We start from the raw sequence: 19588 nt of genomic DNA, 5'->3' as shown, positions 1-19588 counted from the left end.
TCTTAAATGCTAAACACTGATTTAACAAAAAGTAGTAAATTAGATGATATTTTATCTTCTGATTTATTGGCTATGAATGACTTTATCTTCAAAAATGTCAATGATGAAGGTACTAAGCTTGCTACCGATATTACATCTCATCTTATTAATTCAGGAGGAAAAAAGATAAGGCCTAAGCTCATTTTTATTATGTGTAAAATGCTGAATTACTCTGGAGAGAGTAGGGTCAACATTGCTGCATCGGTAGAATTTATACACAACGCTACTTTACTTCATGATGATGTGCTTGATGAAAGTAAGGCACGCCATGGAGTTGCAACAGCAAATAAAATTTGGGGAAATAAATCAAGCATTTTAGTTGGTGATCTATTATTGACCTTAGCATTTAGATGGCTTATAGAATGTGGGAATTTAAGTGTTCTCTCTATTTTATCTAAGGCATCTAATTTGCTTGTCAAGGGTGAGATAAAGCAGATGACAACGCGTTTTGACCCTAACACAATTAGGAAAAATTATTTTAATATCATTGGAGAAAAGACAGCATCTTTATTTTCTGCATGCTGCGAGGCTGCATCAGTAGTATCTGGAGCCACAAGTGACGAAACAGAGAGGCTAAGGAATTTCGGGTTTAATTTTGGTATGGCATTCCAAATAATTGATGATGTGCTAGATTATACTGCTAATCAAGGCACTTTAGGAAAGCAACTTGGAAAAGATTTCTTTGAAGGTAAAGTTACTTTACCTTCTATTATAGCATATGAAAAAGGCAGCCCATCAGAACAAAAATTCTGGGAGAAATCTTTTTCTTCAGCTAGACACAATTTTGACCAAGCATTACAATATATTAATCATCATAATGCCATTCATGTTTCTATAGAAGAAGCTAAACACTATATTAATATGGCGCAAAGTAATATTGATACTTTTTCTGATTCTCTTTATAAAACTGCTTTGATTGACTTTTTAAATGCAAGCATAGAAAGACAAGGATAGCTAACGCTTGATATTTTTAGATTGATTGTTATATATTTATTAAGTTTGTAAGGGTGAATGATATGTCAGATAGTAATAAAGAGAAAAAAAAGAAATTTGCAGATATGGTCAGTAAACGAAAAGGGGATGATCAAGAAGATCAGCAAACAGGTGATTTAAGTGAAGAGCTTAATATATTAAAAGAACGTGCAGTTCAGCTTGAAGATCATTTACGTCGCGCTGTTGCGGATAATGAAAACGTTAAACGTATAATGCAAAAGCAAATTAGCGATGCAAGTGATTATGCAGTCACAAAATTTGCACGTGATATGATCGACTCTTGTGACAATTTAAAAAAAGCAATGGAAAACTTGAAAGATGATGATCCTATTCATGAAGGAATAAAAGTGGCGCACCAAAAGATTGTGAGTGATCTAAAAAAACATGGAATAGAAGAAATAGATCCAATAGGTAACTCTTTTGACAGCAATTTACATCAAGCTGTTGTGGAAAGAGAAGATAATGAAAAAGAGCCTGGCACTATTGTAGAAGTACTACAAACTGGTTATACAATTAAAAATAGGTTGCTTCGTCCTGCAATGGTTATTCTTTCTAAAAAATCTGCTGATTGCGAAAGTAACTAATAAAACACTCAAGGTATGGAAGAAGTTATCTTCTCAGGTATTCAGCCAAGTGGAGTATTACATTTGGGCAATTATCTTGGTGCAATTAAGCAGTGGATAGGGTTGCAGGATAAATATAAATCTCTTTTTTGTGTTGTTGATCTGCATGCAATCACAGCAAATAAGCTTCCCGCAAATGAATTAAAAAATAATATTTTTAAAGCAGCAGCAACTTATATTGCATGTGGAATAGATCCGGAAAAGTCGATTATTTTCAATCAATCCGCAGTTAGTGGTCATGCAGAATTGGGCTGGCTGCTAGGGTGCTATACACCAATTGGTTGGCTTAATCGTATGACTCAATTTAAAGATAAGGCTGGAAGCGATAGACAAAAAGCTTCTCTTGGGTTATATAGCTACCCAGTACTTATGGCTGCGGATATATTGCTGTATCAAACTAAATATGTTCCTGTTGGCGATGATCAAAAACAGCATTTAGAACTTGCACGTGATATTGCATCAGCTTTTAACAATCATTATAAATGTAGTCATTTCATCATACCTGAAATCTTAACTTTGGATTGTACATCAAGGATAATGAGCTTAAGAGATGGAGCAAGCAAGATGAGCAAATCTGATTCTTCAGAATACTCATGCATTAACCTTGACGATACAAATGACTTGATTGTCAAGAAAATAGAAAAAGCAAAAACAGATTCAATTCCAGGCTTTGATTTTGCTACTTTAAAGTGCCGTCCAGAAGTAAACAATTTGGTAAACATTTATTCAGTGCTTAGTGATTTAAATGTGGAAAAAGTGTGTGAAGAAGTGAATAAACATGATATGAAACACTTTAAAAAAGAGTTAGCTGGCTTAATCATCAGTGTTATATCACCCATACGTGAGAAGTTGAACGGTCTTTTGAAGGATCAGCTCCATTTACATAAAATATTAAAAGAAGGTACAGAAAAAGCAGCAGAGATTGCAAATAACAATATAAAAAAGATCAAGGATATTATAGGGTTTGTTCAATAGGTTACAACTATTTCTTCCCATGGCTTTCAAATCGTGCAGCTATTTTCTTTACACTAACATGAGTGAGAAGAGGTTTTTTACTAACCGGAAGTTTAGAATCGGACTTTGCTGTTATGGGGTTCATTTTAGATCTTTTATTTCCTACCGGAAATGAGTGAGATTGGGAGGCAGTTTTTTGCGATGGTGCAGGATCTTTCTTCATACCGATATCTGCTTGTGTTGCAGGGGTGGCTTTGCTCTTAGCAACTTGGTTTTGCTCAAATTTTCCTACTATTGACTTTACTCTACCGTCCTTCTTGCTATTTACTTTTTCTTTTATAATAACCGCTTTTACTTCTGATGCTGCTTTATCAGCAGATTTTTTGAGGATTGGTTTACTTTCAGCTGATTTTTGCGAAGTCACTTCTACTATTATTGGTTTCGTGCTCACTTGTTGATCAACAATATCTAGCCTTTTAGGATTTGACAGTATTTCAGATTTATCTTCTTTAGTTTCTTGCCTAATTTCTTGATTGGTAGCGTTTAGCGCTAGTGGCTCTGGAGCCTGTCTCTTTTTATATCCTCTTCTTGTTCCTGCATTTTTCTTAGGTTTCGTTTTGTGAGTTGGCTCCTTTTTAGCTAACTTTGAGTCTTCCGAATCTTTTGTTGAAGATTTACTACTTTTCTCTTGATAATTTGATATTTCCTCATGTCCAGACTCTTCACTTAATGAACTTTCATAGCCTGAATCTTCAGGAGATACGTTCTCTATTTCTGGTTTAAAGTGTACCTTTTTTGAGGCAGTAGGAGGTGGCGGAGGTGCTGTTGTTGGCCGTTTTATTCTCTTCATAACTAATTTTCCTACCGGCTGTTTTCCTTCTTGCAGCTTAGGAGTATCTTCCTTCTGCTTTGATGTCGTTTTATTTTCCGTGCTTACTTCGTATGATTTATGTTCTTTATTGCCTTTTCCACTCTGTTTCGAATCTAAAATTTCTTTAAGTCCTTTCTTGAATAGATTAATTGTACTTAAAATATTTGTGTATTCGGCTGCTTTTTCTATAGTGAAACCTGATAATTCATCACCAACAAAATTTTTTATGTCATTATCATTAGTTGGAATATCTTTTCCCAAGACTCTATCTAATATCCCTTTTAATGTTCCAATAAAACCGAGTGGCTTTGTGATCAAAGGTTCTACATAATTATTCAAGTCGCTATATATAACAAATTTGGCTACATCTTTTGCGTTGTTTGTAAAATTCTTCAGAGCTTGAGATAAATCTTTCAGTGTTTCATCATATTGTTCATTAATTTTTTTTGTATCCTTCAGCTTTATGACTCTTATCAAAGAATTGAGATTTTTATCATAACTGTCACTTTTAAATAGATCACTCATACCAATTACTGTTTATCGTTTACTTAAATATAAATTCAAAGTCTTAAGATCGAGTAAATGTTATATGACTTATCCTCTGACTCATAAACGCTTGCGTTCCTTAATGTGCAAAAAAATTTCAATAATCTTCAATCAGCAATAGTATAGAAATCCAAAAAACAAGTAGCTAACACTGGAACCTAGGAATTATGATTTGGCACAAGTTGATGAGTATAGTTGTTTTATGTTGAAATACAGCATTTATGGAAAGATTAGATGTCAGTCTAGAATGACACCCTTTCTGGAAAACTCGGATTACAGTGTTTGTATAACTTAATAATTAGAAACTAAAGGAGTTCTTTTTTAAAAAACTTAAGTTATACTCATAAGTATTTGATACTTTTGTAGTGATTATGTCCAGTTTTAAAAATAACTCCTGTTTTTATGGCGATAATGTCGAATTTGTGGAAGAAATTTATAGCCGTTACTTGCAAGGCGATAAATCAATTGGAGAAGATTGGTACAGAATTTTTTCGAGCAATTTAGAAGTTAATAAAGCAGAACCCTGCAGAGCACAGAATGAAGCTAAGGTAGATGCTGATGATTTAGCAAATTTTTTCAGATTTTATGGTCACTTTTTTGCAGACTTAAATCCATTATCACCGAATGTAAATAAGGAAATAGATTATCAAAAATACTTGAATCTTTCTCCTACAAGTGACACTAGAATCTACAGAGATATTTACTGCAAGAATATCGGTTTTGAATTTATGCATATTTCCTCTTATGAGGAAAGAGTTTGGCTGCAGGAGAAAATTGAAAATCAGGTCTATACGCTAAGCCCTCAGGATAAAAAAGAAATACTAAGGCACTTGATTGAATCTGAGATGTTCGAGCAATTTCTCCATATGAAATTTCCTGGATATAAGCGTTTTTCTATCGAAGGTGGGGAGTCAGCCATTGTTGCAATTGAAAGAGTTATTAGTGATTCTGCAGCTTTTGGTATTGAAGAAATAGTTCTTGGTATGGCCCACCGAGGACGGCTCAATGTTCTAACCAAAGTGATGGGAAAAGATTATGCGGCAATGCTGTCTGAATTTCAAGGCAACCTTGCATATCCAAGTGGTCTTGAGGTGTCTGGTGATGTCAAATATCATCTTGGTTACTCTTCTGATCGAGCACTTGCTGGTGGTAAAAAAATACACTTAAGTTTATGTCCTAACCCATCTCACCTTGAGGCGGTAAATCCGGTTCTAGCTGGAAGAGTAAGGGCAAAACAAAATACGAGATCTGTGCTTGGAATATCAATTCATGGTGATGCAGCTTTTATCGGGCAGGGAGTGGTTGCTGAAACCCTGACTTTGAGCAACATTGAAGGTTATAAAGTTGGTGGTATCGTGCATATTGTCATCAATAACCAAGTTGGTTTTACTGCGAATCCTCGTTGTGCACGCTCTTCTTTTTATTGTACTGATGTAGCAAAATCAATAGAAGCTCCAATATTTCATGTTAATGGAGATAATCCAGAAGCCGTGAGTTTTGCCGCGAGTTTGGCAATGGAGTATGTGCAGAAATTTAAAAAGGATGTGGTGATTGACATAATATGCTACCGCAAATATGGCCATAATGAAGGTGATGAACCAAATTTTACTCAGCCACTTATGTATAAAGCAATATCAAGGCATAAAACTCCGGGAACAATTTACGAAGAGAAGCTGGCTGCAGAGAAAGTCCTAATTAGTGATGAAGTAAGTAAATTGCGCAGCGAATTTAGGGTAAGGTTGGATAAAAGTCTTGCTGAGTCAGTGACTTACACTCCAAAAAAAGCTGATTGGTTTGATGGAGTGTGGTCGAAATTGAGAAGAGCAAAGTTGAACGATTTGAGTGAATATTATACGGAATCTGGTGTTTCACCAGATGAGCTAAAAAAATTAGGTGTACACATAAATAGCAATATTCCAAGTAGTTTTAATCTCAATAATAAAGTGAGGAAAATACTTGATGGCAGAATAGAAAGTATAAATTCCGGTAGCAATATAGACTGGGCCACTGGTGAAAGTCTTGCATTTGCGTCATTGCTTAAAGAAGAAATAGGAGTGCGCTTGTCAGGACAAGATTCTGGTCGTGGTACCTTCTCGCACCGTCATTCAAGGCTTGTTGATCAAGTAACGGAAGAAGATTTTATTCCACTAAACAACATAAGTGAGAAGCAAGCTCGCTTTGAAGTTATAGATAGCGCACTATCTGAGTATGCTGTGATGGGTTTTGAATATGGATATAGCCTTGACTCTCCATATTCACTGGTGCTCTGGGAAGGGCAATTTGGTGATTTTGCAAATGGTGCGCAAATCATGATCGACCAGTTTATTGCATCAGCAGAAACAAAGTGGTTGCGATCAAGTGGTCTAGTTTTACTTTTGCCTCATGGTTATGAAGGGCAGGGGCCTGAGCATAGTTCTGCTCGTATAGAGAGGTTTTTGCAACTCTGTGCAGAGGATAATATGCAGGTGGTTAATTGCTCTACTCCTGCGAATTATTTTCATGTTTTACGCCGACAAATTAATCGAGATTTTCGTAAGCCTTTAGTGGTGTTTACACCTAAATCACTATTGCGTCATAAAAGCGCAGTTTCTAACCTTTCTGACTTTGAAGGAAAATTTCTTACGGTAATTCGAGAGTGTAGAACAGGTTTAGTTGCAAGTGATAAAATACGTAAAGTTGTAATATGTAGTGGTAAAGTTTATTACGACATAATTGAAATGCTTGAAGCACAAAAAATAAACGATATAGCAGTAGTGCGTTTAGAACAATTTTATCCATTCCCGGCTGATAAACTAAACAATGAACTCGAAAAATATAAGAACGCTGAAATTATATGGTGTCAAGAGGAACCAAAAAATATGGGAGGATGGTTTTTTGTTAATCCGTTAATAGAAGAGGTTCTATCTAATCTAGACACTCAAGCAAAAAGGCCTAAGTGTGTTGCAAGACCCGCTGCTGCATCTCCTGCATGCGGTTATGCTAATGTCCATGCTCAACAACAAGCAGAAATTTTGAAGCAAGTTGTGCAGGGTATCTAGCACAATCTTGCAGATATTGAAGCGAAAGCTAGCAAGCGAACATTGTTCTTAATATTTGGCACTGCAGCCGGGTGCGATAGAAAATATATCACAACAATCAAACTGCTTGTATACTCATACAAATATAAAAAGACTTTACTTTTTTAATAAAAGCTTAATATTTATTAACATTTTCATTTATTTTTCTTAATATAGTTAATATTAACTATATTAAGATATATATGAATACAGAAGTATTTGAGAGGTTAATAGGGCAAACTAGGCTACGCAGCAATAGTAAGGCTGAAATCATACAATTAAATAGAAGCGAGAAGGCTTTTATAGATGAGGATAAAAAGTCTATCGAATTGGCTAAGGCTATTTTTGCAGAAAATAATATGTTTCGTTTTCGCAAACCAGGTTCTGCTACAGATTACATTTTGCACAAACTAATAAATGATAAAAAGCTTCTAGAGGAAATGAAAGATAGAGGTACAAGTATAATACGTCTTTTTTCTTTGCTATCAATGTATCGTAATCTTCCCGATTGCTATGTTGTGAGAAAAGAAGGGTGTATTACTGAGTTTGGAATACTTACTGATGTTAACGAATGTTTAGAATCAGTACCTTTAGAAGACTTTATACTTATTGAGTCTGCTTCGTACCTAGAGTACATTTTGTTTGAGAATGGTGATATTAGAAATAGGTTAGCTGAAGATAAAACAAAATTAGATATTTTCGTAAATGGAATTTTAGCAATAAGTAGCTCGGATTTAGTATTATCTTGTATCAACACAATCGAGGCTTTTAATGAGGAAGCTAGAAATTTTGTCAATCACATACAGAAAACCAATAGGATGGACTACCTCTTTAAGGAAAATGGTACAACACTTGTAAAGTTAGTTCTAAAAGAATTATTAAAACTTTCTATTTTACAAGAAAGAGAAAACACTACATTAGAATTTCCTCAAATTTCGAGTGTGGAACATTGTAATGGGCGATAGACTTTAAAATGTGCAAGGCTCATTTAAATATGAGCCTCAGTATCGCTTAACTTTTATGGAGCATACTTTAACTTTATTTCACTTCCACCAAGGGAATATTGTTCCGCTATTGCTGCCATAGTTATCAATAGAAGCGTTTAGGTAATCTGTATCAAATCGTACTGGCACATCAAATTCGAAGCTTGCGGTGATTATTGTGCCTTTTGCTGGTGGTTTCATAAATGCTATTTCTCCAGTTGAATAATTCACTGAATATTTTTCTGTCTTTTCACCATCTAGGTAAATTTTTATTGTATCATGCACTGGCTTTTTAATAGTTCGTGTATGCTTGTCTTTTCCACTTATGTAAGTTTTCATCAGTTGAAAGATCGTTTTTTTATCGTCTCCTATGCCAATTTCTTGATTGATAACTGTAAAGTCTGACCAATCCTTAAAACGAAACCCTATTGCTTTACCTTTTCGTGCCTGAAAAAATGTTATGAGTTCTGTTAGCTGCTCGTTTGACCTGACTCCATAAGCTATGTTATACCTGGCACGTGCACGAGACCAATTAATATTGCGCTGCTCACAACCATTATGAGTTGTTACAACGTCAGTGGAAAATTCAGGTCCTCCAGTGGAACCATAAGATATATTTTCTGGAAATCTAATTTCTGTAAATGACATATGCCCTCCTGTAAAAATAAAATTGAGTTGATATAGATGAAGTAGGAAAGATCTTAAATTTTTGAAGCTGCTTTATCAATCAGGCTATAAATTTTAAATCCCGTTTCTTCTAAAAAAGTAAAGGTGTTGTTTTCTCCTACCTTACCTTTCAGTTCGTTAATGTCTTGATGACTCTGCGTTAACTGATATACACAAACACATGCAATGGCTAAAGCAACTCCAGCAAGACATGCTAAAGGAATTGGTTGGGTAAAAATAGCAACTGTAGCAAATGCTGTGAATGCTATAGCTGTTATTACAGCAGCTATGCTATAAATAGCTTCTCTTCTGTAACTATTGATTAATTTCTTTTCTATTGCCTCTTGTTGTGTTTCTTGCCCTTGTTGATGAGAAATAGTAATTACTGTATCTGTATGAATTGGCTCACTAGCGCTGGTATCAATTCTCTCTTTTTGTGTTTTTTGTTCTTTATGATCTTGCGCAATTGCTGCTTTGCTAGTTCTGATATTATATTGTTCTTCTTGCTCTGATTGATCAGAAGCAGGAACTTCTGTCACTTCACCAAAGATTTCTTCATTAGAAACTGGTTGACTTTCTGTTATATCTTCAGAAATTTCACTTAGGAGTGGCACAAAATGCCTCATGTAATTCACTACTCCTACAGTTTTTTTGCTACTATCTATCTCTAGTTGATTGAGATTTATATCTTGTATAAAAACTTCTGGATCATCATCATGTGCTGTAATTTTAGTTACTGTAATTTTTTGACTATCTTCCTCTATTGAATAAACACGGAGCTCCACTTTGTACTTGTCGCATATCATTCTGCCTTCAATGTTTGAACGACCCCATATAGGTGAAGAATCAGTTTCTGTAACCGTATTTTCAATGTCTTTTAAGTATTTACGAAAAGTCTTCTCTTCATCTATCATATTTATTTTAGTTTTTTGGTTTTGTATAGGACCATACGGACCTTCTAGTGCAACAAAGTAGTCACCAATAGCAGCGTCTTTTATTATTGCTTTATAGGTCCAACTATCTTGTTCACCATGTTGCTTAGCATAATCTGCACAATCTTTTCTTAATGATTTTGCGGTAAAATGATGACTGAGTCTTAACTAGTTCAATCCTTGAGCCACAGAGTCAAAAAAGCAATCTCCTGTCTTTATAGCAGCTCCTATTTTTAGCTTTTCAGGATGAGCGCTCTTTAGATTATGCAATAAATCACTTGATTTTTTATTTTCTTTGATTTGTTGAAAAAGAGCAATTGGCTCTCTTACATAGTTAGAATCTCTCATGTTATAACTCCAAAATAATGATTGTATTTTAATAGATTAATCAGCCTAGGAAGGCTAATTACTTAAGGTCATGCTATGTTGCAAGCAGACATCAACTATTCTTCTTGAACTAATATGTAGCATATACATATTGTTACTTAGTATATTTTAACTATACTTAAACTCTCTTGTGCTGTCAAGCAGGGAATTTATTAATCTTTTAACTCATCCACTTTTTTGCGTAGCACATTTAAATCAGTTGCTCCTACAAAAAGACTATCTCCAATTATCAAAAAAGGTGTACCGCCTACTCCTAAATTCCTTACTAAAAGTTTGCTGTTGTTTATTATTTGCTCAATTTTGTCTGCATTATTTTTCATAGAATTATTAAAGTCGTTCTCGTTAACCCCTATATTTTTCACTATACCTAATATAGTTTTATCTGAAAATTCTCCTCTGTGATCTAGTGCAGCATAGTGAAAATCTAAGTACTTTTCTTTATCGATAAAATAAGTTGCTAAAGCACCTTTTGCTGCCTTTAAAGAATTGTTACCAAGTGTTGGAGCATCTCTAAGATATACTTAATTTTGCCATCATTGATCAATTGTTTTACATCGTTCTTTATAGCTTTGCAATATCCACAAGAATAGTCAAAAAAACCTACAGCTATGACATTGCTATTTTCATTTCCTGAGTAAGGATAAGTGGAGTCGAATATTTCATTTTTATGTTGAGAAATTTTATTTTTGGTTGCATTAGAATAACTATTTTTAGCTGACTCTTCCTGGAGAGTTTTTATGATCTTATCAAAATTTTTACTTATGTAGTCATCTAATCTCTCACTTATATGATCATCGTTTAAGACTTGACTGCGATGTGAAAGCCAATTGTTTATTACTGGTAAACTTGCTACTGCAAATATAAAAATCAATAAAAGTGGTATCTTAGACATATACTTACCTAAGGGAAATAATAAGACATATTATAGTAAAAAAATGTTCAATGTTAAAACATTTACATTAAGAAGCGCAAACTTTACACAGTAGAAAACTTGGCGATGTGCAAAATTGAGCATTTAAGAGATTTTAGATATTCCTTACCGCTGCGTATAACAATTGTAACCGCGGCGGTAAAAAAGTTGATTATTTTATAACCGCCGCATATAATGATGACAAACACGGCGGTAAATTATACGGAACCAATAATTGGTAGAGAGAAAGAAATAGCCATTCTAGAAAATAAGCTTCTTTCCCAATCTGCTGAGTTTATTCCTGTTTACACTGTGAACAAAATTGCATGGATTTAATGGTTCAATAAGTGTAGGGACATAATGAAATTTTTAAAAACTCTCTTTAACTTAGCATTACTAGTATTTTTCATGTCTACTATAGCTGAAGCAAGGTGGAGCAAGTACGAAGATGCTTCTGTTGAGGTTAAGTTTTCTAATGTTAACATTAATGTTAATAGAGATGGTACCTACGAAACGGAAGTAGAACTTCAAGCAAAAATACTCAAAGAATCTGGACGTGATAGATTCTCTCTATACAGTCTTGTTTACAATGATGATGGTGCAGATTTTACTGTTTTAGAGGCTAAAGCAGCTTATAATGGAGAGGAATATATAGTTACTGAAGATATGATGGAGGATAAGCCACTGGCTAGTCCTGGCAAAGGCTTTGATCAGCTAAGGCAAGTAACCATACCATTTCCCAAAATAGAAATTGGCACAGAAGTATATTTAAGATATAAAAAAGTTAACAAAAAGGTTCCTGTTGATAATTTTTATGGCTTGAGCTTCTCTTATTATGGAGATTATTTACAAGCAGAAAATACTAAAATCAACTCTGAATTGCCTCTAGAGATTAAAGTGAATGATCCAAGAAAAGTATTAGAGATTGCTGAGGAAAAAAAGGATAGTGTACATTATATAAACATTACCTTAAAGAAAGCAATTTATGAAAACACAATAAATGAACCACATAATGGAATATTGAATATTAAACATAACACTTGGGTATCACTGTCGAGCCTATCTAAATGGGAGGATTTGGCTAAAAAATTAGCCCCTGGATATCATAGCATCATTAACCAGCCACTTCCTGCAACTTTTAAAGCTATAGCAGAATCTGCTACCAGTGAGAGTACTGATGAAGATAAGATCAATGCTGTTACTTCTTTATTGAATGAAAAAGTTCAGTACATGGGAGACTGGAGTACAGTATCAGGAAAATATTTCCCGAGAGATTTAGAGAAAATTGCTGATTCTCAAATTGGGGATTGCAAAGACTTTTCTGCTAGCACGGCTGCTATTTTACAAGAACTTGGTTACAAAGTTCAACCTATTTTAGTTATGAGAGGAACTACTAATACTTCTAATCCTGAAGCGTTACCCAATATGGGTAATTTTAATCATGTGATGCTTAGAGTAATGAATGAAGATGGAAAAATATACTGGATTGATCCAACTAATACCATCAGTATGGCGCAGGGTATTTTTCCAGACATTGCTGATAGGAACGCTCTAGTACTGGATTCTGAGGAAGCTAGTTACATAAAAATTCCTGCTGTACAAGGTGAAAATTCAAAAGGGATATCCCATAGTGAATTAACTATAGAAGATAACGTTGTAAATGAATATGGCCAGCTTACCGTGCAAGGGGAAGCAGCCTTAGGCTTAACAGGTGTTGGATTATATTATTCAGATGAGCAATTAAGAGATTCTGTTTTTCGTATGATTAGTGGAGTATATCTTGATGAAGAAGAAAAGAAGTTCTTAGAATTGCCTGACCTTACCTTGCGTAATGTAGAGGATCTTACAATAAAATATGAGTTCCAGCAAAAAAATAAGATTTTCAAGACAAATCTAGGGCCGGCTTTGAATTTAGGAGATAATTGGCTTAATGATGTTGTCAATACAGCTTCTGACCAAGTGTCAGACCTTTTTATTGGTGTTCCTAAAACTAAGGAAAGCCATATGATAATAAAAGATATCAAAATTAAAAACTGTGAAAATTTGAATTTTGAAATAGATTCTCCTTGGTTATATGTAAATAGGTTCTGTAAATATAAAAATGATGGAACCGAATTTAGCAATTTAATAACCATAAAGAAAAGCTTTATTACCAATGAAGAATTAAAGACTGCTGAATATAAAAACTTAAAAAGCGAATTGGAGAATAATTTTTCTAGAGCCTCTATAATAATAAGTGAATGAGTTGTGCTGGGAAAAGCACTTCTTAAAAGGCTTAAAATTTTTAAAATATGTACAATAACTTACGCGACTTCATCAGAGCATTAGAAGAAAAAAAAGATCTAATTAGAATTAAAAAAGAAGTTTCAACTATTCTTGAAATGACAGAAATTCATCGTAGGGTTTTGTCAAACAAGGGACCAGCTATCATCTTTGAAAATGTTGTCACAGAAAATGGCAAAAATTCAATTCCCGTTTTAGTGAATTTATTTGGTACTATTGAGAGAATTGCATTCGGACTTGGTATAAATTCTGATGAATTAAGGGATCTGGGTAAACTTCTAGCATTTTTGCGATCACCTGAGCCGCCAAAAACCTTCAAAGATGCTGTGAAAATGTTTCCTCTACTAAAAGTTGTATTGTCGATGCGGAGCAAAGTTGTGAGCAAAGCCCCATGTCAAGAGGTGGTGCTAACTGGGGATAAGGTGGATCTTAGTTTGCTACCTATTCAGACATGCTGGCCAAACGAGCCTGCACCGCTTATCACTTGGCCACTTGTGGTAACAAAAGGACCAACAGCAGACAAGCAAGATAATTTCAATCTTGGAATATATCGTATGCAGGTTGTGAATAAAAAAACGACTCTCATGCGCTGGCTTGCACATCGTGGTGGTGCAGGTCACCATAAACGGTGGAAGGAGAGGGGACAAAATATGAAGTTTCCTGCGGCTGCTGTGATTGGTAGCGATCCTGCAACGATTATTGCTGCGGTAACTCCGGTGCCGGAGACTTTATCAGAATACCAATTTGCCGGGCTGCTGCGAAAAAAAACACTTGAGCTTGTAAATTGTAAAACTATTCCTCTTCAGGTTCCAGCTCATGCAGAAATTGTTTTGGAAGGATATGTAAGTTTGGATAATTACCAAGATGAAGGGCCATATGGAGACCATACCGGTTACTATAATGCTGTTGAACAGTTTCCTGAGTTTAACATCACTGCAATTACAATGCGCAAAGATCCAATTTATCTCAGCACTTTTACTGGCAAACCACCTGATGAACCATCAATTCTTGGTGAAGCACTCAACGAAATCTTTGTGCCGATTCTCATCAATCAGTTTCCGGAAATAGTAGATTTTTATCTGCCCCCAGAAGGTTGTTCATATAGAATAGCGGTAGTGTCGATAAAAAAGGCTTATCCAGGGCATGCAAAAAGAATTGTTATGGGCACACTATCTTTTCTCAAACAGTTCTTATACACGAAATTTATTATAGTTGTTGATTATGATATAAATATACGTGATTGGAAGGAAGTAATGTGGGCAGTTTCAACAAGAATGGACCCTGTACGTGATACAATCATGATAGAGAATGCTCCAATTGATTATTTAGACTTCGCTTCTCCTGAAAGTGGTCTCGGAGGTAAAATAGGGTTTGATGCAACAAACAAACTTCCACCTGAAACCAAACGAGAATGGGGAAGAAAAATTGAAATGAGCGAGGAAATAATAAAGAAAGTTACAGAGAAGTGGAAGGAATATGGGTTGACAGATGATTAAACTATGATGTAGACTACCGCCGTGTATTTAGGTGTGGTTTGTGAGGCTTTTATATCTTTTATTTTTGTCGGCATGTTTTTCTCTGTATTACTATGTGGGTCCTACATTCTCGCCTTGCCCAAAAGCAACAGTTTGCTTCTCACCTGAACAAGACTGTGCTGTACCGATAATCAGCGAGATAGACCAATCTAAAGAATCTATCTTAGTTCAAGAATATACATTTACTCTTGGAACAGTTGCAAAATCTTTGATTAACGCCAAAGAGCGTGGTGTTGATGTTAAAGTTGTCTTAGATAAATCACAACTCCATTCAAAATATAGTGTCATAAGCGAATTGTTTTCAAATGGAATACCGATTTGGATCGATAATAAGCCAAAAATTGCTCATAATAAGGTAATAATTGTTGATAATCAAAAAGTCATCACAGGATCGTTTAACCTCAGTAAGACAGCTGAAAAGGGAAACGCTGAAAATTTATTAATTATTGAAAATTATCCTGAATTAGTCCAGCAGTATGTGAAGAACTGGGAAATACGAATGTCACAATCCTATCAATATGCTCCCTAGATACTTGATATCAAAAAAAGTCTTTTTATTGATAGATGTAATTTCTTGTGATATAATAAATTAAAAGGTTTTAAGGGGTAGGTAATGGATTACATAAATGATGCTGCTGATAGTTACGCTGCCATTCATGATTTTTTTCAAAATAATGGTGTTGGAGATTACAAAGTTCAATGCAATTATGGTGGTGTACCGTATGCTACTGACGAATATGTACATTCTGGAGACAAATTTTGGAGCAATAATTTTATAGACTCACATTTTGGAAAGGAAATAAAAATGTATCCTCAAAGTGAGCTTTTAGCTAAAGAGTATGCTGGGAATACACTACCGGTTTCAATATCACTAAACGAGGATCTAATAAAAATAAAAGAATGTCAGAAAAAAACTAAATTTGTAGAACTAGAAGGGGAATCAGGTGATATAGTATATGATAAGCAAAAACATATAAAGTGCTACACGACAAAGTTATCATATGACGATGTTTCTGTTCATAATAAAAACAAATTTTCAATACTGAATATTAGATATGACATGCCAAATGATTCGAGATACAGTTTAAACATAGCCTTCACAAAGGTTAATGATAATCAACCAGGGTTTTGGCAAAAATTTAAAAATATGTTTTAATAAAGTAGCTTCTCAATCAGGAATATTCTGGTGGAAAATGAATATCTACTTAGTAATGAATTTGGTCAGTAGCTACTAAGTTCTTCTTATAGCTATACAACGAAGGTTTGCTGGTCTTACATTTATTCTCTGCAAGACAAAAAATTCACATAATTGTACATAGTATGGAATAAATAAACTTCCACTATATTTTTCGATTAAACTCACCTTTTCTCTATTGAACAGATTTCGTATTAAATCTTAAGTTCAACGCACCTAAATATATAAGCATTCCCAGTAAAATCATAGGTATAGAAAGAAATTGTCCCATAGTTAAATTGAACCATAAATAGCCAATTTGATAGTCTGGCTCGCGGAAAAATTCAACCACAAAACGTGCTATTCCATACCACATAACTGCAATACCAGTTGTTGCACCGTAATACAGTTTCACTCTAGTCAAGAAAAACAGTGAATTTGCAACTACAAAAAGTAGCGCTCCTTCAAAAAATGCCTCATAAAGTTGGCTTGGATGGCGCAATAAATTATCACCATTTTCTGGAAATACCATACCCCACGGCATATTTGTAACCCTGCCAAATAACTCTCCATTTATAAAATTACCTATGCGGCCTAGAAGTAAACCTATCGGAACTCCACAAGAAATTAGATCCAGTGTGTAAAATATAGGAATGTTATGTCTTCTACAGGAGATTATTACTGCAAGCAAAACTCCTATAGCACCGCCATGAAATGACATACCTCCTTCCCAGGTCTTTAGTATTTCGATAGGATTGCTTATATAGAGAACTGGATCATATATCAATACGTACCCAAGCCTACCTCCAAGGATAATGCCTATAATAACGGCTGTTAATAACGAATCGTAAAAATTCTTAGTAAATATTTTTTGATTGTCTAGCTTATGTAAATACCAATATGCAAAAACTATACCCAAAACATATGCTAAAGAGTACCAATATATAGAAACAGGACCGATGCTAAAAATAACTGGACTTAAAGACATATTTTACTACAAATTATTCTTAGACAATCTACTTTTCTCACGTTCCCACTCTCTCTGCTTTATGGTTGCTCTCTTATCATAGAGTTTTTTTCCTTTCACAATGGCAATTTTAGTTTTTGCCAACCCTTTATCATTAAAATAGATAGAAAGTGGCACAACAGTTATTCCAGAGGTTTTAATTTGACCAATTAGCTTATTTATCTCTTTTTTATGCAAAAGCAATTTTCGTTCTCTTTTTGGCTTGTGATTCTTTTGGTTTGCAGCTTTATACTCTGCGATATGCATATTGTTTAGCCATATTTCACCTTTTTTTTCAGTAACGTAAGCATCAGAAATGTTTGCTTTTCTTTCCCTTAGTGATTTCACTTCACTACTTAAGAGGATCATACCTGCTTCAAATTCTTCTAAGATAAAGTATTCAAACCTTGCTTTTCTATTTTCTGCAATAACTTCCATATCTAAAGATATCTTTAAGCTTCAATATATTACAGAACTTTTGGTTTAATTCATAACAAAACAATTATCTCAGTAAATGCAAGTTTGGTTAAAAAAGCTCCAATCTTCCTGCAAGTGTAATTTGTTCCACTCTTCCTACTGCCATTTCAGCCCTAGGACTAGCATTACCTGACAAAGAACTTATCACATCTTTGCAGCCCCATTCAATAGCAAAGTGTAAAGGAGCATATCTATTATTGTTCTGTTTACTAACATATGCCCCACTTTCAATTAAAATATCTCTTATACTTTCATGATCGCTAGCAAAATGCAAAGGAGTGCGTCCACAACTATCCCACACATTAACACATGCTCCATGTTCAATCAGAGTTCTTACTATGTTTTCATTATCACTTTCAGCAGCAAAATGCAAGGGAGTGCTTCTATAATTATCCCACGCATCGACATATGCTCCGTGTTCAATTAGAGCTATTACTATGTTCTCATAGCCACTCTTAGTAGCAAAATGTAGAGGAGTGTGTCCATCATTGTTCTGCGCGTTAACATCTGCTCCACATGCAATTAGAGCTCTTACTACACTTTCATTCCCACCTTCGGTAGCAAGATGTAAAGGTGTACATACATCATTGTCCCACGCATTAACATTTGCTCCACTTTCAATTAAAATATCTAATATGCCTTTGTGGTTCCATTCAGCAGCAAAATGTAAAGGAGTGCATCCATCGCTGTCCCATGCATCAACATATGCTCCATATTCAATTAGAGCTATTACTATGTTCTCATAGCCACTCTTAGCAGCAAAATGCAACAATGTAGTTTCTACAGGATCTAGATCACTATGTGTAGTGAATATATGATTGATATTAAATCCACTATCTTTCCACCTCCGTAAATCAATTCTTTCTAATTTTATTTTTATTCGTTCAACTATGTTGTTCTTGCTTAAACCTGAAGTATCATTTATTTCTTCAAGCATTTTTAGAAAATCATCAAGCGTCATAATCTCCACTACTTATTAAAATAACTTGGTTATTATGTTCTTTGACACAAAAATCAAGAACTTTTTATTTTCCTAAAAAATCATTTAAGTTATACTCCAAATCATGAAAGTCAGGCAAAATATTAAGTTTTTTTCTCTATCATTTGTGATTTTGTCTTCTCTATGGATTACATTGTCTGGTTATTTTGAGCCTTTTTTTATTCTCTGTGGAGTATTTTCTTCTGTGTTCACATTGATTATCTTTAAAAGGTTAATTGATGCTGAAAGTGCCCTTAGTCAAATTCTAAATGATAGTGGTAGGCTGTCACTTTATCAGCTTATAAGTTATATACCTTGGCTAATTTACCAAATTATTTTTTCAAGTATTTATGTAACAAAAAAGGTGCTACGATTCAAATCTACAGTTGAGCCAATTGTTATTGTAAGAGAATGCATAGGACATAATGATAAGACCATTGCATTATTTGCTAACTCGGTTACGATTACTCCTGGAACTTTAACTATCAATGTTGAAAAGAAGCAGAAAACATATTTATCTACCATATGTTTGATAGATAAAGATCTTGAAAGTGGCATTTCTGAAATAGAAGGTAAAGTCTTAAAAATGCTACACCTAGTTAAGTAATTGCTTTAAATAAGTTAATAGCGTCTCTGTATTCTCTTCTTAAGCTCTCAAGCATTTCTTTTGGAAGGCTATCAATAACAGTAGAACATAAATAATTGTACAAATCTTCTAGCCTTGATATGTTATTTTTCTTCTTGCTGTTGAATTTGTACGGAAAAATGCCCTCCATAATTTCAATATCAACAACCTTATTTAAAAATGCATTTTCACTTGTTATGCTTATTCTTGTAAGTATAGTATTAATTTCAGGTTCATTACTCGTATAAATATCTGATAATTCTGCCATTTTAATGACGTATAAAGTTACTACTTTTGATAAACAATTATCAGAATATTCACAATTTTTTATTACCTCCCACTGAGTAACCTGAGACTTGCTTGTTTTTGCATTGCTTGGTAATTTATTCATTGAATTTTCTCCATTTAATTCAGTGTAGTAAATTATACTAATACTTTGTTAAATAAATAATAACGCAGCCATAAAAATATGCATTTATTTACCATAAATTGTATAATATTCCTAAAATTAAATGTTAAAGTTACTTCAAACTGAATGATTTCTTTAAT

Annotated in this window: 18 protein-coding genes and 2 pseudogenes; 11 read left to right on the top strand and 9 right to left on the bottom strand. The window is 34.2% G+C overall.

Features of this window, described 5'->3' with window-relative positions; all coding sequences use genetic code 11:
• Positions 1-6: 6 nt before the first annotated feature.
• The 3 genes from JKF54_RS01920 (at position 7) to trpS (ending at position 2630) form a co-directional block, all read left to right on the top strand.
• Entirely contained in the window at positions 7-993 is a 987-nt protein-coding gene (locus tag JKF54_RS01920; protein ID WP_211908440.1) for a polyprenyl synthetase family protein, read from the top strand.
• Between the two features lie 62 nt (positions 994-1055).
• Positions 1056-1616: a nucleotide exchange factor GrpE gene (locus JKF54_RS01915; RefSeq protein WP_010402249.1), complete on the top strand. Its 561-nt coding sequence runs from the start codon at positions 1056-1058 to the stop codon at positions 1614-1616.
• A gap of 15 nt (positions 1617-1631) precedes the next feature.
• Complete coding sequence (gene trpS, locus JKF54_RS01910) at positions 1632-2630, top strand: tryptophan--tRNA ligase (protein WP_211908439.1); 999 nt, start codon at positions 1632-1634, stop codon at positions 2628-2630.
• A gap of 7 nt (positions 2631-2637) precedes the next feature.
• Here the strand turns inward: trpS and JKF54_RS01905 are convergent, their stop codons facing one another.
• Positions 2638-4005 carry a hypothetical protein gene (locus JKF54_RS01905; protein WP_211908438.1) on the bottom strand — a complete coding sequence of 456 codons (1368 nt, stop codon included), beginning with the start codon at positions 4003-4005 and terminating at the stop codon, positions 2638-2640.
• Positions 4006-4397: 392 nt separating this feature from the next.
• Here JKF54_RS01905 and JKF54_RS01900 point away from each other — a divergent pair, with 392 nt between their 5' ends.
• A complete protein-coding gene (locus JKF54_RS01900) occupies positions 4398-7064 on the top strand; it encodes a 2-oxoglutarate dehydrogenase E1 component (protein WP_211908437.1) in 2667 nt (888 codons plus the stop codon).
• 221 nt (positions 7065-7285) lie between these two features.
• A complete protein-coding gene (locus JKF54_RS01895) occupies positions 7286-8047 on the top strand; it encodes a hypothetical protein (protein ID WP_211908436.1) in 762 nt (253 codons plus the stop codon).
• Between the two features lie 73 nt (positions 8048-8120).
• Here JKF54_RS01895 and JKF54_RS01890 read toward each other — a convergent pair.
• The 4 genes and pseudogenes from JKF54_RS01890 to JKF54_RS06730 all read right to left on the bottom strand — a co-directional run bounded on the left by JKF54_RS01890 (position 8121) and on the right by JKF54_RS06730 (position 10942).
• Positions 8121-8713, bottom strand: a pseudogene (locus JKF54_RS01890) (TIGR02217 family protein).
• A gap of 53 nt (positions 8714-8766) precedes the next feature.
• Positions 8767-9645, bottom strand: coding sequence for an OTU domain-containing protein (locus tag JKF54_RS01885; protein ID WP_246433235.1), 879 nt, complete (start codon positions 9643-9645; stop codon positions 8767-8769).
• A gap of 186 nt (positions 9646-9831) precedes the next feature.
• Complete coding sequence (locus JKF54_RS06335; protein WP_246433234.1) at positions 9832-10011, bottom strand: hypothetical protein; 180 nt, start codon at positions 10009-10011, stop codon at positions 9832-9834.
• Positions 10012-10202: 191 nt separating this feature from the next.
• Positions 10203-10942: pseudogene (locus JKF54_RS06730) on the bottom strand (DsbA family protein).
• A 213-nt stretch (positions 10943-11155) separates the two neighbouring features.
• Here JKF54_RS06730 and JKF54_RS01875 point away from each other — a divergent pair.
• From JKF54_RS01875 to JKF54_RS01855, 5 genes are all read left to right on the top strand, one after another.
• Positions 11156-11296, top strand: a complete 141-nt coding sequence (locus JKF54_RS01875) for a hypothetical protein (protein ID WP_211908434.1) — start codon at positions 11156-11158, stop codon at positions 11294-11296.
• 24 nt (positions 11297-11320) lie between these two features.
• Positions 11321-13204, top strand: coding sequence for a DUF3857 domain-containing protein (locus JKF54_RS01870; protein ID WP_211908432.1), 1884 nt, complete (start codon positions 11321-11323; stop codon positions 13202-13204).
• Positions 13205-13251: 47 nt separating this feature from the next.
• Positions 13252-14739: a UbiD family decarboxylase gene (locus JKF54_RS01865; RefSeq protein WP_211908430.1), complete on the top strand. Its 1488-nt coding sequence runs from the start codon at positions 13252-13254 to the stop codon at positions 14737-14739.
• A 40-nt stretch (positions 14740-14779) separates the two neighbouring features.
• Positions 14780-15307: a phospholipase D family nuclease gene (locus JKF54_RS01860; protein ID WP_211908428.1), complete on the top strand. Its 528-nt coding sequence runs from the start codon at positions 14780-14782 to the stop codon at positions 15305-15307.
• An 84-nt stretch (positions 15308-15391) separates the two neighbouring features.
• Complete coding sequence (locus JKF54_RS01855) at positions 15392-15934, top strand: hypothetical protein (RefSeq protein WP_211908426.1); 543 nt, start codon at positions 15392-15394, stop codon at positions 15932-15934.
• A gap of 214 nt (positions 15935-16148) precedes the next feature.
• On the opposite strand, the gene lgt is transcribed toward JKF54_RS01855, so the two are convergent.
• The 3 genes from lgt to JKF54_RS01840 form a co-directional block, all read right to left on the bottom strand.
• Positions 16149-16940, bottom strand: a complete 792-nt coding sequence (gene lgt / locus JKF54_RS01850) for a prolipoprotein diacylglyceryl transferase (protein WP_114517403.1) — start codon at positions 16938-16940, stop codon at positions 16149-16151.
• A gap of 6 nt (positions 16941-16946) precedes the next feature.
• Complete coding sequence (gene smpB / locus JKF54_RS01845; protein WP_007301946.1) at positions 16947-17396, bottom strand: SsrA-binding protein SmpB; 450 nt, start codon at positions 17394-17396, stop codon at positions 16947-16949.
• Between the two features lie 88 nt (positions 17397-17484).
• On the bottom strand, positions 17485-18396 hold the full coding sequence (locus JKF54_RS01840) for an ankyrin repeat domain-containing protein (protein WP_211908425.1): 912 nt from the start codon (positions 18394-18396) through the stop codon (positions 17485-17487).
• 103 nt (positions 18397-18499) lie between these two features.
• On the opposite strand from JKF54_RS01840, the gene JKF54_RS01835 reads away from it, so the two are divergent.
• Positions 18500-19021, top strand: a complete 522-nt coding sequence (locus JKF54_RS01835; protein ID WP_006015458.1) for a Na+/H+ antiporter subunit E — start codon at positions 18500-18502, stop codon at positions 19019-19021.
• Here the strand turns inward: JKF54_RS01835 and JKF54_RS01830 are convergent.
• Positions 19014-19430, bottom strand: a complete 417-nt coding sequence (locus JKF54_RS01830; RefSeq protein WP_211908424.1) for a hypothetical protein — start codon at positions 19428-19430, stop codon at positions 19014-19016. The genes JKF54_RS01835 and JKF54_RS01830 overlap by 8 nt on opposite strands.
• Positions 19431-19588: the final 158 nt, after the last annotated feature.

This window comes from Wolbachia endosymbiont of Spodoptera picta (assembly GCF_018141665.1).
Classification (GTDB): Bacteria; Pseudomonadota; Alphaproteobacteria; order Rickettsiales; family Anaplasmataceae; genus Wolbachia.
The sequence above is the reverse complement of the archived record's forward strand: the minus strand, read 5'-3'. Positions and strand labels throughout refer to the sequence as shown.

Coding starts and splice junctions, on each gene's coding strand:
- JKF54_RS01920 (WP_211908440.1), top strand. CDS start 7: ATGCTAAACACTGATTTAACAAAAAGTAGTAAATTAGATGATATTTTA.
- JKF54_RS01915 (WP_010402249.1), top strand. CDS start 1,056: ATGTCAGATAGTAATAAAGAGAAAAAAAAGAAATTTGCAGATATGGTC.
- trpS (WP_211908439.1), top strand. CDS start 1,632: ATGGAAGAAGTTATCTTCTCAGGTATTCAGCCAAGTGGAGTATTACAT.
- JKF54_RS01905 (WP_211908438.1), bottom strand. CDS start 4,005: ATGAGTGATCTATTTAAAAGTGACAGTTATGATAAAAATCTCAATTCT.
- JKF54_RS01900 (WP_211908437.1), top strand. CDS start 4,398: ATGTCCAGTTTTAAAAATAACTCCTGTTTTTATGGCGATAATGTCGAA.
- JKF54_RS01895 (WP_211908436.1), top strand. CDS start 7,286: ATGAATACAGAAGTATTTGAGAGGTTAATAGGGCAAACTAGGCTACGC.
- JKF54_RS01885 (WP_246433235.1), bottom strand. CDS start 9,645: ATGATAGATGAAGAGAAGACTTTTCGTAAATACTTAAAAGACATTGAA.
- JKF54_RS06335 (WP_246433234.1), bottom strand. CDS start 10,011: ATGAGAGATTCTAACTATGTAAGAGAGCCAATTGCTCTTTTTCAACAA.
- JKF54_RS01875 (WP_211908434.1), top strand. CDS start 11,156: ATGATGACAAACACGGCGGTAAATTATACGGAACCAATAATTGGTAGA.
- JKF54_RS01870 (WP_211908432.1), top strand. CDS start 11,321: ATGAAATTTTTAAAAACTCTCTTTAACTTAGCATTACTAGTATTTTTC.
- JKF54_RS01865 (WP_211908430.1), top strand. CDS start 13,252: ATGTACAATAACTTACGCGACTTCATCAGAGCATTAGAAGAAAAAAAA.
- JKF54_RS01855 (WP_211908426.1), top strand. CDS start 15,392: ATGGATTACATAAATGATGCTGCTGATAGTTACGCTGCCATTCATGAT.
- lgt (WP_114517403.1), bottom strand. CDS start 16,940: ATGTCTTTAAGTCCAGTTATTTTTAGCATCGGTCCTGTTTCTATATAT.
- smpB (WP_007301946.1), bottom strand. CDS start 17,396: ATGGAAGTTATTGCAGAAAATAGAAAAGCAAGGTTTGAATACTTTATC.
- JKF54_RS01840 (WP_211908425.1), bottom strand. CDS start 18,396: ATGACGCTTGATGATTTTCTAAAAATGCTTGAAGAAATAAATGATACT.
- JKF54_RS01835 (WP_006015458.1), top strand. CDS start 18,500: ATGAAAGTCAGGCAAAATATTAAGTTTTTTTCTCTATCATTTGTGATT.
- JKF54_RS01830 (WP_211908424.1), bottom strand. CDS start 19,430: ATGAATAAATTACCAAGCAATGCAAAAACAAGCAAGTCTCAGGTTACT.